Source organism: Flintibacter faecis, assembly GCF_014287875.1.
In the GTDB taxonomy this organism is placed as follows: Bacteria; Bacillota; Clostridia; order Oscillospirales; family Oscillospiraceae; genus Lawsonibacter; species Lawsonibacter faecis_A.
In genome coordinates this window covers 40,499-53,968 of the sequence record NZ_JACOPN010000008.1, presented here as the reverse complement: position 1 = coordinate 53,968, position 13,470 = coordinate 40,499, and the positions used below count along the sequence as shown (strand labels likewise).

The 13,470-nt window shown below is 47.2% G+C and carries 10 protein-coding genes; 7 read left to right on the top strand and 3 right to left on the bottom strand.

The features are described from left to right. Positions 1-30 precede the first annotated feature (30 nt). The 3 genes from mobV to H8S55_RS11290 form a co-directional block, all read right to left on the bottom strand. On the bottom strand, positions 31-972 hold the full coding sequence (gene mobV, locus H8S55_RS11300) for a MobV family relaxase (RefSeq protein WP_186879043.1): 942 nt from the start codon (positions 970-972) through the stop codon (positions 31-33). Between the two features lie 184 nt (positions 973-1,156). Further along, the gene (locus H8S55_RS11295) at positions 1,157-1,552 is read right to left on the bottom strand and encodes a replication initiator protein A (protein ID WP_054338470.1); all 396 of its coding nucleotides are present in this window, start codon (positions 1,550-1,552) and stop codon (positions 1,157-1,159) included. A gap of 110 nt (positions 1,553-1,662) precedes the next feature. Further along, complete coding sequence (locus H8S55_RS11290; RefSeq protein WP_186879133.1) at positions 1,663-2,076, bottom strand: cysteine-rich VLP domain-containing protein; 414 nt, start codon at positions 2,074-2,076, stop codon at positions 1,663-1,665. A 344-nt stretch (positions 2,077-2,420) separates the two neighbouring features. Between H8S55_RS11290 and H8S55_RS11285 the strand changes: the two genes are divergently transcribed. The 7 genes from H8S55_RS11285 (at position 2,421) to H8S55_RS11255 (ending at position 13,335) form a co-directional block, all read left to right on the top strand. Next, a complete protein-coding gene (locus H8S55_RS11285; protein ID WP_039865142.1) occupies positions 2,421-3,056 on the top strand; it encodes a hypothetical protein in 636 nt (211 codons plus the stop codon). 38 nt (positions 3,057-3,094) lie between these two features. Continuing rightward, the gene (locus H8S55_RS11280; protein WP_118339103.1) at positions 3,095-3,895 is read left to right on the top strand and encodes a helix-turn-helix domain-containing protein; all 801 of its coding nucleotides are present in this window, start codon (positions 3,095-3,097) and stop codon (positions 3,893-3,895) included. Further along, entirely contained in the window at positions 3,826-4,254 is a 429-nt protein-coding gene (locus tag H8S55_RS11275) for a hypothetical protein (protein ID WP_243200584.1), read from the top strand. Before H8S55_RS11280 ends, H8S55_RS11275 begins: the two co-directional genes overlap by 70 nt. Before the next feature lie 230 nt (positions 4,255-4,484). Beyond that, entirely contained in the window at positions 4,485-4,871 is a 387-nt protein-coding gene (locus H8S55_RS11270; protein WP_055080834.1) for a hypothetical protein, read from the top strand. A gap of 732 nt (positions 4,872-5,603) precedes the next feature. Further along, a complete protein-coding gene (locus tag H8S55_RS11265; protein ID WP_186879042.1) occupies positions 5,604-7,049 on the top strand; it encodes a hypothetical protein in 1,446 nt (481 codons plus the stop codon). Between the two features lie 4 nt (positions 7,050-7,053). Beyond that, positions 7,054-8,079 carry a hypothetical protein gene (locus tag H8S55_RS11260; protein ID WP_186879041.1) on the top strand — a complete coding sequence of 342 codons (1,026 nt, stop codon included), beginning with the start codon at positions 7,054-7,056 and terminating at the stop codon, positions 8,077-8,079. A 3-nt stretch (positions 8,080-8,082) separates the two neighbouring features. Next, the gene (locus H8S55_RS11255) at positions 8,083-13,335 is read left to right on the top strand and encodes a DEAD/DEAH box helicase (RefSeq protein WP_186879040.1); all 5,253 of its coding nucleotides are present in this window, start codon (positions 8,083-8,085) and stop codon (positions 13,333-13,335) included. Positions 13,336-13,470 lie beyond the last annotated feature (135 nt).

Below are 13,470 nucleotides of genomic sequence, written 5' to 3'. Positions count from 1 at the left end.
GCTGCGGCGTGAAATGTTTTCTGTCATTGATCACCGTTCCCTTGTGTGTCGCTGTTGCCGTTTCAATTCTGCCAGCACCTCCGGCGGGATACGGTCTACCAGCCGCTGAATGTCTTTCAGCTCGCTTTCCAGCTTTGCCCGTTCCATCGTATCTTTCATCTTGCCTTTTTCACTGGCTTTGGCTCTGGCTTCCAACTGTTCATTTTCTGCTAAAAGGTCGTTTATTGTGACCTTATATTTTTTGAGCTGACCGGAGAAGTTCTCCATCTGCGGAAACCACTTTTTCAGCAGGGAGAGGGCTTCCTCTTTCTTCTTTCCGGCATTGAACGGGGTAATACCGTCCAGCGTGGCTTCAATGGCTCTTGCCTGTTTGGAGAGATTGACCGCCTGCTTGAACAGACGGGTGGGGATATGCTTCCTGCCTGTCTTGCTGGCACTTTCCCCACGCTCCAAGTCGGGATATTTCTCCACCATATAAGCGTGAAAATCGTCCTGCCATTTTGTGAGGTTGGCTCTATTCCCTATAATCTCCTTTGCACACAGGCGGTTGTCCTCTGTCAGCGGGACAAAGACCAAATGCAGGTGGGGCGTTTTCTCGTCCATGTGTACCACCGCCGATACGATATTTTCTTTCCCTACCCGCCCGATTAAGAAATCAGCCGCCCTCTGGAAAAATTCCTGTATCTCCTTTGGGGACTTCTTCTTGAAAAACTCCGGGCTGGCGGTAATCAGCGTATCCACAAACCGGGTGCTGTCCCTGCGGGTGCGACAGCCTGCCTGTTCAATGCGGTTTTGAATGAAGTGGTAGTACCTGTCCTCTGGCTTGACGATGTGGAAATTGTACTTGCTCCGGCTGGTGTCAATGTCGGGATTGCTGGCGTACTGTTCCTTTTGCCGTTCGTGGTGGGCTTCCAGCGGTCTTGCCGGGTTGCCCTTGTGCTTTTCAAATCGCAAAATTGCGTGTTGTGCCATGAAACTCCTTTCCCCATTCCATTCCTTTCCGGGACTTTTCCACAGGAAAATCCCGCAGAAAATATCTCGGATAGGAAGGGAATGGATAAGATATAAATAAATCGTTTTAATCTCTGTATTTCTATATACCGTCCGGTTTTCGTACTTCAAGAGGATTGATTATCGTACTCATCGAGTGCGGTTTTCAGTCCTCCGGCGTTCCATAACCGGATTTCTTGAAGTCGGTGTTTGGAACCGCTTCATAGGATTTTGGGTAAATGCGGTTGGGTTTTCCACAGCCCTGCTTCTGGATCTCCACAAGCCCTACATACTGCAATTCCCGTAGGGTATTGACGGCTTTCTGCCGCCCACAGCGGAGCAGCTCCACTACCTCATTGATGGGATAGTAGAGGTAAATCCGCCCATATTCATCTGCCCAGCCATTTTTCCGGGACAGGTCTGTCCGGCGCAGGATAAAGGAATACAGCACCTTTGCTTCGTTGGACAGGGGCGTGAATGTGGGGGCTTCAAAAAGGAAATTCGGAAGCCGGGTAAAGCTGGCCGCCTTTTCCGGCTGATGGATATAAATGGTGTTTGTCATATCGTGTTTGTGGACGGTTAGAAGCCTGTTTCCGGGGGCAGACGGTAGTTTCTATTGCCTGCTCCTGTTCTGTGCTTGCAAAGCCTTGTAAATCAAGGACTTTTCAGCTCCTAACTGTCCACACAAGACCTCCTTTTCCGTTCACTTTCTGTTTTCTGCCGCCTGTGAACTCTGGCGGCACAGTCGGGACAGTATTTCGCCCGGTTGGACTTTGGGACGAACACTCTGCCGCAGACCGCACAGCGTTTTAGCTCCTTATTCCGGAAAATCTCTGCTTCCAGCGTTCCGATTTGCGGCAAGACCGACCAGCGGAACCACTTACAGCAGACCGAGAAAGAAATAGTTTGGGGACAGGTGTGGGTGTCCCCATCGTCAAGGAGCATACAGTTCCCGTCCTCATAACAGCAGCACTCCCGGCGGATCAGGGCGTTTGCCTGTTTCCTCTGTGCCGGTGTCATGCGGTAAAGGGAACCATCCTGCCTGCGCTCTATGGGCGGCAGTCGTTTATATGGATTCTCTCTCATGTGTTCCCTCCATTTTTCCTTTGCCGTTCTCCCCGAAAAAGCTTCCTGCCCCATTTCTGCGGCGTGTTCCGGCGTTGGCACGCTCCCCGGACTTCGGGACATTTTGTCCCGAAGTGGCTCGTTGCGGTGCTTCCCCTGCCTGGGTATTCCTTTTCGGACGGTCATTCATTTTTCAAGGTGCAGCTCATCGATGAACTACCCTAAGTCTACACCTAAAAGACCGCCCGCCCCGTATATCCATAAGGTCGGAAATCAGCTCGGAAAACTCTCTATTTCCACGCTCTCGGAATTGTGGTAAAATGAAAGTACTTGGATGGCAATTAAAGTTTGAAAGGAGTGGCGATATGATTTCAACGAAAAATTTGTCTGGATTACCTGATGTAAATCGCCTAAAGGCTTTCTGCAAAGGGCTTGCAGCTTTGGACATCATCATGTTAGAGAAGGAATGGAGTTTCATCCGTCACTATACATACAATCCCATATGGAGAAAGGGAAAAGAAACATTTTGGGCTACCGATGGCAGTGAGCAAAGCATGATTATCATGTTCACATCTGAAGGCTGTGTTATCAATGGTGTAGATTCTGAACTTTACGATTGGGAAGAAAAACTCCCTCGGATAGAGGATTTGACAAATGGGATGCCTTCCGCTTTGCAAAAGCTCATGAATAGCAGAGAAGTCAAAAAGATGAAAAGCACTTTTTGCGTCTGGACGGAAGATGGCGTTGTTTGGCACTGTAATCCTATGGCTGGTGAGGACGCTTCCAAGGATTTACTCTCTATGATTGATGGTAATCCGCAGACCTATGTGGAATACGGGAAGTGGTTTTATCCCGCCGACCTGCCTTTGGAAGTTGTGCGCCAGCTTGCAGACGGGGTGCCGGTGACAAAAGAGATGATTGTTGCATTAAACCCCAAGCGTAGTGAATGGGACGAGATTAAGGCAGAATTAGATGAAATCGGGTATCTGAACAAACTTTGATATAACAGGTAACATAAACAGACAAGGAGGGGGAGTGCATGGAACTATCCATACAAGAACGATTGAAAGACCTGCGTGTGGAGCGTGGGTTGACGCTGGAACAGCTTGCGGAGCAGACGCACCTCTCCAAGTCTGCGTTGGGCAGTTATGAGGGGGATAATTTCAAGGACATCAGCCATTATGCCCTTATTGAGTTGGCAAAGTTTTATGAAGTGACTGTTGATTATCTGCTGGGGCGTTCTCAAACAAAAAATCACCCAAACGCCGATCTTGCAGACCTGCGTTTGAGCGATGATATGATTGAACTATTGAAAAGTGGGCGGGTGGATAATTCCCTCTTGTGTGAGCTGGCGGCACACCCGGATTTCCCCCGGCTCATGGCTGACCTTGAAATCTATGTAAACGGTATCGCTGGCAAACAGGTGCAGAGTGCAAACGCCATTGTAGACGCTGTGAGTACAACCATTATGAAGCAGCACAATCCCGGCTTGACCGACCCGCAGTTAAGACAGCTTATCGCCGCCCATATTGATGATGATAGTTTTTGCCGCTATGTGATACAGCAGGACATAAACAAGATAGCTCTTGACCTGCGGGAAGCGCATAAGGACGATTTTTTCAGCGTCCCGGAGGACAACCCACTGGAAGATTTCTTGCAGACCGTTGACGAAGCTGCCAGCCCAGACAGCGACCCGGAGCAAGCTGCTTTGGCGTTCATTTGCAAGCGGCTCAAATTGAATTTGAAGAAGCTATCTGAAGAAGAAAAGAAGTGGCTGAAAAAGATTGCACAGAAGTCGGACTTGCTGAAAAATCCAAAGCCACAGCGGGGGAGAAAATAGAGAACGAGAAATTGGAGGGAGTAAAGGTGCAGGAGGCAATTATAAAATTGAAACTTCTCGGTCAAATGCCAGACGCAGTGAAAGATGACCCTACAGTAGAAACCATCAACATGTATGACGAATTGCTCTCCAATGTAAAAACGCCATTGACAAGAGAAGAAGTAGGCGTATTGATTGACATTTTCCCCGAAGGTGGAATGTATGGAGTAGAGTGGGATTTGCTAAAGTTGGTAGAGTCTTATTTGATAGAAGCACCATCAAGTGAAGAGTATCGAAAATTGATTACTGCTTGTCCAAGTGAAGAATGGCGAGAAACTATGCAAGCCCGTTTAGATAATTGGGAAAACAACAAACAATAACTTGTTGGGGAGATAGCAAAGCCAGTCGAGCCAGTCAACGGCGGCGCATTTCATGCGCCGCCGTTGACAGCCCCGCCCGTCTTTGCTAATGGGCAATCAAGGCGGGAAAGCCCTAAAATGGCTTCCCGCCCATTTCTAAGAACTGATAAGTCAGATTTGCTGAAAAATCCAAATCCACAGCGGGGACGGAAGTAGAGAACAATAAATAAGAATTTACAGGAGGAAAATCAATGGAGAACTTGATTAAGTTTTTAGAAGATAAGATAACGGATAAAATGTCTGTGGAAGAAATAGTTGATGTTTTTGAGCAGATGTGCAGCACACCGCTTGAAGAAGATATGGTTTTATTTGAAACCGGAACATTTACTGCTTTTTCAAAAGAACCATTTTTTCAAATTTCATTAGTTCGACAGTTTTCAAATGATGATGAAGAGTTTTATCAAATCCATGTAGTCATCTTGTATAAGCCAACCGCTGAAAATAAAATTTTCAGCGAAACAACATGGGACGAAGATTTAGACGAAAATATATTTGACTATATCAGAAAATCAGCGTCGTTTGCTTATGCAAGAAATCATGAATACATCGAGGTAAAAATATATATGGACGAAACTTAACTTCTCATTTATCAGGGAGATAGCAAAGCCCTAAAATGGCTTCCCCGCCCATTCCAATTTTGAGAGAAAAATCTGTTTGCTTTTTGTGAGTGTGTCCACAAGTTCGGGACATTTTGTCCCGAAGTCCGGCGTGGGACGAGGAACGGGGGCTTTCATATACGCCCTGTCTGCTGACGAAACCAGCCCTGCGCTTGCGGCTCCACGACACGCAATCACAGCCCTGTTTTCCTGCTGCTTCAAATGCCCTTGCCCGACCCGGCGGCAACCTCATTTTCGCAGCAACGCCGACAGAGCGTATAACACACTACACTTTGCAAGCAAAGTCGTGTGCCAAGGGGCAAGCCCCTTTGGAAACCCCGGACAACAAAACAGGCTGAATATCTCGCACTTTTTCGGTGCTTGATACTCAGCCTTTATTTGTTGTCAGCAGCCCCCGTTTCGTGGTCTGCGTGTAGTTCCTTGTAAACTGACCTAAAATCCACACAAAAACTAATTGAATCATTAAAAGACGGTTCAGTTTGGACAAAGCCGTATATTTGTGACACGTTATTTTGCTACGAAAGATCATGGGGCAATTTCACAGGAGTTCTGTGCCGTCCTGAAGAGTTTGTTGTCTGCAACCAATATGCAAAGATTAAGGATACTACCTATTCACTCCCTTGTTTTTCCTTCCAGAGCAACGACATTTACAATTGGGATGATAAGAATCTACGCTTTATGAGGCGTATAAGATTGGGAGAACCTGAAAAGTATATCCCTGTTGCTAATGTCGATGAATTGATTCGGACTACAATTTCAGATCGCATGTCATGGAAGCTTTATAAAGATTGTATTGGGAAAACTAAAGCTGAATGGCGAGATTGTAAAACACTTTTTGACCGAGCGTGTATGGAGTCTCTGTGTGAAGAAGTTTCAGAAAAACTTGGTTGTCCCCTGGAAATTGCCAGTGAAAACGTTGAACGATTTGTAAAGAGAGCTGGCAGCCTTATTCAGGAGGGTGACATTGATTCTGATGTTTTAGCACAAATTGCATTAAATCACGATGCATTGCGTACTCAATGTGAAGCCGCTGTTAAAAGTCAATGGCTGGCTACTCATGCTGAAGAAATTGCTACAGCTCAGTCTGAAATTGATCAAAAACATAAGGATGCGGCTGATGCTGAAGCCGCCTATAAAAAACTGCTTGCGGATACATCAAAAGCACAATCAAAGCTTGATAGCATTTTAAAGAAAATCGAAGAGTATGAGGCATTAGGTGCTAATACTGTTCAGGCAATTCGTGACAAAATTGGTTTAGCGCAACAGGACATGACCGGCTTTATTGCAGAATTATCCACCTTTATGCCCCAGCAATCTGTGCAGGGCGGTTCGGCAAACCGATGGACATTTACCCCTGGTGAGGTGTGCCATAGTATGGATAACCTGGAAGGATGCAGCAGCTGGAAGGATACTTTCGAACTGCTGTGTGACAACCTTCAGCTTGCGGGTATCGGATCGCAATGGACAACTATGCTTTCGTCCTTCCTATACTCTTCATATCTGAATCGTATGCCGCTGCTACTGGCCGGTCCCAACGCCAAAGCCATTGCAGATGCCTTGTCCATGACGATCTGTGGTCAAAAAGTCGACCTGCTTAAATGCTACGGTGAACAAGATTCTGAAGCAATTTCCAGCTTTGTGGAATCAGACATGGTTGCGGTGCAAAATCCGTTCCACCCAGACTGGGTTTCCTGTATCTCTCATCCCAACAACGGTTTTGCCTTGTGGCTACATCCGTTCACCGAAGACCTCCAGATCGAGCCTCGCAGCTTGTACCATTATGCTTATCCCGTTTTTACGGAATGCTTTGTTGATCAGCTTCCCTCTGCAGAAAATATGGACGCTGGTCAGGAAACAGTTAAATACGATGAATTCAAGCCAGATCCAAAGTATCGAGCTAAGGTGGGGCCAGTCAAAAAGCTGGGCTTGAGTCGACTGATGCTGAACCGCCTGGAAAAGGTTTTGGCAGACGCCAAGTGTATGGGTGCCATTTCTGATACCAGCATGGAATGCCTGTTTGGAATGTTGCCCATGTGTGTTTTAAGTGGTAAACAGGAAGCTCTGGCGGAGCTGCTGGATAGTGAGAAAAATATAAAATCAGAAGTCCAGGCGGAGCTTCAGCGTTACATAGAAGAGTGATATTATGAAAGATCAACTGATTTCTGAAATATCAAAACAGCTAAATATTGCAGAAACTGCTGGCACAGAAAGCCTCTGTAAAGCAATTTATAGTACAACAGGTAAGATGGCTCTTGCATCAATTTGGGACCATCCCGAAGATGAAAAATTCGTCTCTATTCAGCACTTTAAGAAGAGAGCGGCTCAGGTTTTGGACGCATATCTTTCCATTTACCCAGAGGCTGGGCATCGCTTCCCATTGGATCGAAGCGGTATCATTGAGGATATATACGAAACCTACAGAAGGAACGGATTTTTCTACCATTCCTCCCATCGACTGTATCCTGCGGCGCCAAGTACCGGAGGGATGGGACAATGTGCTTTGTACCGGGGAGTCCCGCCCGAGAAGCCATGTTACATGAGCGGATTGGGGCTGTATGGTGTTACAAAAGCTGCGGAGCATAGTCAATCTGCGGCGGAGATGTTTGAGATGCAGAAGCAGCCCCTTTCCGACTATTTACAGGAAGTTCTGGCAAGCAATGATTGGAACGAAGTGGAATGGCCCGATGATACGGAATTTTTGCGTTTGAAGCCACCATTTTCCAGAGGATATTGGCAGGAAAAACCGGACAAGGTTGAAACGCCCTCAATGGCCCGTTACGGAGCCCCAAACAAGTTATATGCCTTTTACCGCTGTCTTAACGGTCATTTTGAACAAAAGGCGATTCCTACCTGGAGGGTAGACGATTTCAGAACCATTGGACAGCCTGGCTATGGAGAGTATCGGCGCATCGCCTGTGGGCTCTTAGAGGCTGCACAGCAGCTCCCACCAGTGGCCGTTAAATTCTCTCCCAATCATATTGTATCAATTAAATTGGGATATCGTCTGCCCCCTGCAGAGGAGGACTTCTTCAAGCTATACAGTTGGCCGATCAACTATGATATTACACAGAAAACACCACAAGTGTTTCAGCGTGAAATGTCCAAAATTGTGTATCCAGTGTTCAAGCAGCATCTGGAGTCCATCGGATACCGCTTTGTGGAGGAATAAACCATGGCAAATGGAGCAAATGCCGTACATTTGCAGCTGCGGCAAGCCTTGGAAAACTATATAAAATCCCAGTATTTCGGGAAGTCTCCCATTCTGCTTTCTGCGCTGCAGGGAAAGCTGGACCAAGAAGGGGTTTTATATCAGAAACCTTATATTGAATCCTCGCCTGCCTATAAGAGCAAGGAAAACGGAATACAATCTTCCGACGACTTGCCTGACTGGCTGAAAAAATATTTTACCCAACTGTCAATTGCAGATCTGGGCATATATCCTGCACCCTTCTGCCATCAGATTTCTGCTCTGGAGGCAGCCTTCAATGGGGATGATTTGTTTGTGTCCACCGGTACAGGCTCCGGTAAAACCGAATGTTTTATGTGGCCCTTGATGGCAAAACTTGCTGATGAGGCCAGAAACCGAACAGACAGTTGGGCACTTCGTGGTGTTCGCACGGTTATCATGTATCCCATGAATGCTCTGGTTTCTGATCAGGTGAGCCGTCTTCGCAGACTGATCGGCGACCCAGGGCATCGTTTTGTGAAAATCTTCCGAGAGACTTGCGGAAATGATGTCCGCCGCCCGCAGTTTGGTATGTATACAGGACGTACCCCTTATGCGGGGCCAGAGCCCAGAAGGGACGCTGACCATCGATTAGAAAACACTTATGCCAAAATGGTTCACCCAGAAACGGATGAGGGGGAAGATTTTCTGCGTCAGTTGACGAAGGAAGGTAAGATTCCATCCAAGGAGAACTTTGACGCTTTTTTAGAAAAATTGCACAACAGCAAGCATATTCCGGATGCAGAAGATGCAGAATTGGTCACTCGTTTTGAAATGCAGCAGTTCTGCCCCGATATTCTAATTATCAACTATTCCATGCTGGAGTATATGCTTCTGCGTCCCAGGGAGAAAAAAATCTGGGACAGTACCAAAAGATGGTTAGATAGTGACCCTAAAAATAAGCTCTTGTTCGTCATTGACGAAGCACATATGTATCGTGGTTCTGCAGGTGGAGAAGTTTCGTTGTTGATTCGGAGACTGTTTCACCGTTTAGGAATTGACCGGAGTCGGGTCCAATTTATCCTGACTACCGCCAGTATGCCCAACAATGACGAAGAGGATCGTAGGGCGGTTCGGGAATTCGCCAATGCGCTGACAGCCTCGGATGATAATCATCCGTTCTGCTATCTGACTGGCGAAAAAGAAGATCTTGGTGCAGAGCGTTGCAATGACCTCCCGCTATCTCATTTTGTTGGGATGGAAGCCGAACCGTTTGAAGGCGATGACCCCCAGCGTTTGGATGCATTGAATCATTTCTGGTCGGGTATTCCGGGCGCACCAGTTCCCTTTGTAGATGTGGATTGCGCATGTCGCTGGCTATATAATCATCTCGTTGAGTATAAACCCTTCCGCAAGATGTTTCAGCTTTGCCGGGGAACCGCCGTTTCCTTACAGGAATTGGCGGACTCCATTTTCCCGGAAGGCGAAAAAGAGGATGCGATTCGTGCTGTGAGTGTTATGCTGGCGATTGCCCCCTTGGCCCGCAGTGAAGAAGGCAGTGTTCTGTTTCCCGCCCGAATGCACATGCTGTTTCGTGGAATCAAAGGTGTTTATGCCTGCACAAACCCGAATTGCCCCCATTGTCACTCTGAAAACGGGTTGACCTTGGGAGAAATCTATTTTACTGATGGCAGAATGACCTGCAAGGAATGCGGCAGTGCAGTTTACGAGCTTTATAACGACCGTCGCTGCGGCAGTATCTTTATCAAGGGGTATGTTTTAACCGCCGATTTTGAAAATCGCAGAAGAACTTATTTGTGGCACCAACCCGGAATTGTCAATGAGGATGAAGTAAAAGAAATCCACCTGTTCTTGCCGGATGCAGATTATCGGCTTCCCCAAAAACAGAGCGAGAGCAAAATATTCCCCTGCTATCTGGATATTGAAAGCGGATTCGTTGATTTCACAGATGATTCTTTGGATGGCAAGCCCGGAATTAGAAAACTCTATTACAGTGATTTTAGTGCGAAGGGACGCCCAAACATCCTGACATTTTCCAAATGCCCCCATTGTCGGCATGAACTTTCCAAAATGCAGTTGACTTCTTTCAGCACCAGAGGAAACCTTTCATTTTTCAATCTGATTAAAGCACAGTTCCAAGCACAGCCTCCCGTTCCAAAGAAAATGGGCTACCCAGATCAGTTGCCGAATGAAGGAAGAAAGGTCCTTCTCTTTTCTGATAGCCGTCAAAGGGCCGCAAAACTGGCTCGGGATATGTCGGATGCCTCGGATATGACCGCAGCAAGACAGTTAACCGCTCTGGCAATCCACCGAATGGAACAGGGGCCGAAAGAGTACTCATTAAATTCGTTGTATGACTTCTTTGCTATGGCTGCTGCTGAGAATCATGTGCACTTGTTCCAGGAACAGCAGCAAGAGGTTCTTCTTGAGCATGGGCGGCAGGCTATCAAGAGCTATCAGAAGAGTCAAAAGCAACGTAGAGATTATGAGCCGCGGTTTTCAATAACAGAACATGCTCCCAGTCAGATGAAGGAGCAACTCCTGCGCCTGTATTGCGGCGGATATAATACGTTGATAGATTCCGCCATCAGTTGGATTGAGCCGACCGACTCCGCAAAATGGGATGCAATCGATGCGCTGGAGGAAGCTGGGATTGATGTTGAGGAAGATGCTTTTCTTGAGTTATTTAACGCCTGGATTTTATGGGCCTGCGATTCCTTTGTCGTGCTTGGACAAACAATTTCCAAAGATGTACGACTCAAGGTTCGTCCCAACTACGCTGGCTATGGTATGGACAAGGACTGGCATTTTTCTAATACGCTCAAAGGGTTGATGGGGTGGACGGACAACGATTCAGAAGAAGCGATATGGGTGCGGGTCCTTCGTGAAACCTTCATGGCGGAGGGACAACTCGACGAAGGCAAATACTATGTTGATCTTTCTCGTGTAAAGCCTCGGTTTGACTTAAATCATTCGTGGTACCGCTGTGAACGTTGCTCTGAATTGACAGCATATCCTATGCACGGAAAATGCCCCAGCTGTCAATGTGAGCAGGTTCATCCTATGACACAAGACGAAATTGATGCGCTGGATTTCTGGAGATCTCCGATCACAGCCGCAATGAACGGAGAGACCATTCGTGTCATCGACACAGAAGAGCATACTGCTCAGCTATCTCATAAGGATCAGCGAGATGAATTGTGGTCAAAAACAGAGCAGTATGAACTGCGCTTTCAGGACTTTCTTCAAGCTGGCCAGGCACCTGTGGATATCCTCAGTAGTACAACCACTATGGAAGTTGGTATCGATATTGGATCTCTGGTGGCAGTCGGTCTGCGAAATATTCCTCCTATGCGAGAGAACTACCAACAGCGTGCTGGCCGTGCTGGCCGTCGAGGTTCCAGCCTGTCCACCATTGTGACGTTCTGCGAAGATGGCCCACATGATGCTCTGTACTTTGCTAATCCTGTTCCCATGTTCAGGGGAGACCCTCGCAGGCCATGGGTGGATACCAGTAGTGAAAAAATCGTGCAGCGTCACTTAGGAATGGTTGCACTGCAAAGCTACTTAAAATTGAAATCTGAGAGTTTGGATGCGATTCCGGCGATTGCCTTCTTGGACGATCATTTGAAATCGTTTGGAGCGTACCTAACAACCTACCAGATTTCCGACAATGATATTCTGATTCCTGCCCAGGCCAAGCAGGCGTTGAATAGCTACAAGGATGCGCTCTCAACGGCTTTGGCGCAGCTAAAGTTGAAGCGAGACAAACACCCCGAGCTGTTTGAAACAGATAACGGAAGCGAATCAGGAAGAAAGTCTATGCTGGACGCACTTTATGAAGAAGGCATTATTCCTACATATTCTTTTCCTAAAAATGTGGTCAGCACCTATATTTCTAAGCCAAACGAACAACTGAAATATCAGGTTGAACGAGGACTTGATATGGCTGTCGGAGAATATGCTCCCGGCAGAGCCATTGTTGTGGACAAAACGACCTATCAGATCGGTGGTTTCTACCATCCCGGCGGAGATCAGACAGAAGCAACTGCAGCCTCTCCTGCACGACCTTTTATTCAAGACGCTAACTATCGCAAGAGTGTTTTGAACTGCGAGAAGTGCGGATGGTTTGGTTTGCGGGAAGATCATATGGATCAGTGTCCCTTCTGCGGCAATCCTACACTGACCTCCATGCGTGAAATGCTACGTCCTTGGGGATTTGCACCCAAGGACGCCAGATCTATTGAAACGGCTCAGTTGAATGAAGAATACTCTGCTACCCAGCAGCCGCTATACTCCACGTTGCCGGAGGCGGATGATGTATCCGAGGTTAATGGCTGTGCCAATATTCGAATGGCAGTCCGTGCGAACCAGAGAATTGTTATGCTGAATAAAGGTGTGGGTAATAAGGGGTTTATGGTCTGTTGTGACTGTGGTGCCGCCATGCCCGGTGATGACGAAAGCGTTCTGAAGAATGTTATGCGGCCTTATCACTCCAAATTTAATCGGACCCGATGCAAGCACACGGATACTATCAATGTGAATTTGGGATACGATTTTATCACCGATATGTTGGTTCTGGAATTCGAACTGGATAGGACAAAGGTGGATGTCAACGCAGAAAAGAGCTCCTGGTTAAATCGTGCCGGTCAATCTTTGGCAGAAGCCTTGCGGCTTGCCGCATGCCAGGAGTTGGATGTGGAATTTACGGAACTGGTAACGGGGTATCGTATCCGTCAAAATTCCAGCGGTGATTACGTGGACATCTATCTGTACGACAGTCTTTCCAGCGGTGCCGGTTATGCAGTCAGCATGGAATCTCAGATCCAGACACTGCTCTCAAAGGCCAGAGAACTGTTAGAGGGATGTACCTGTGAAAGTGCCTGTCATAAGTGCCTGAAGCACTATCGAAATCAATTTGTTCACGGAATGTTAGATCGAAAAGCGGCACTGAATTTGCTGGACTGGGGCGAACAAACAAGGTTACCGGAAGAACTGAGTCCCGTCCGGCAGAAAGAGATTATGGCTCCGATGATACGCATTCTCCAGCGTTCAGGTATTTCTGTTGATTTTGATGGACATCGCATAACTGCGCATGGGAAATGGGCCAGCAAGAAACTGGTAATATATCCGGCAATGTGGGCTAAGCCGAGAGAATCTGATACGATTTTCATTAGTGATGCTCAAATCAAATATGCCAAGCCGATTGTACTAAAAGAAATCATAGGAGATATATAAAAATCAAGAAATGAACCAGCTCATGAATCGAATGAATTTTTTGTCATCGGCACATTGGTAGCAGAACTACGCAGCCCAGCGGGGCCGCGGCGCCTCGGAACAGCGACACGCATGGGCGCATCGCTGTTCCGAAGG

Bases quoted from the DNA above. Each gene is read 5' to 3' on its own strand.
- mobV (WP_186879043.1), bottom strand. From the start codon at position 972: ATGGCACAACACGCAATTTTGCGATTTGAAAAGCACAAGGGCAACCCG.
- H8S55_RS11295 (WP_054338470.1), bottom strand. From the start codon at position 1,552: ATGACAAACACCATTTATATCCATCAGCCGGAAAAGGCGGCCAGCTTT.
- H8S55_RS11290 (WP_186879133.1), bottom strand. From the start codon at position 2,076: ATGAGAGAGAATCCATATAAACGACTGCCGCCCATAGAGCGCAGGCAG.
- H8S55_RS11285 (WP_039865142.1), top strand. From the start codon at position 2,421: ATGATTTCAACGAAAAATTTGTCTGGATTACCTGATGTAAATCGCCTA.
- H8S55_RS11280 (WP_118339103.1), top strand. From the start codon at position 3,095: ATGGAACTATCCATACAAGAACGATTGAAAGACCTGCGTGTGGAGCGT.
- H8S55_RS11270 (WP_055080834.1), top strand. From the start codon at position 4,485: ATGGAGAACTTGATTAAGTTTTTAGAAGATAAGATAACGGATAAAATG.
- H8S55_RS11260 (WP_186879041.1), top strand. From the start codon at position 7,054: ATGAAAGATCAACTGATTTCTGAAATATCAAAACAGCTAAATATTGCA.
- H8S55_RS11255 (WP_186879040.1), top strand. From the start codon at position 8,083: ATGGCAAATGGAGCAAATGCCGTACATTTGCAGCTGCGGCAAGCCTTG.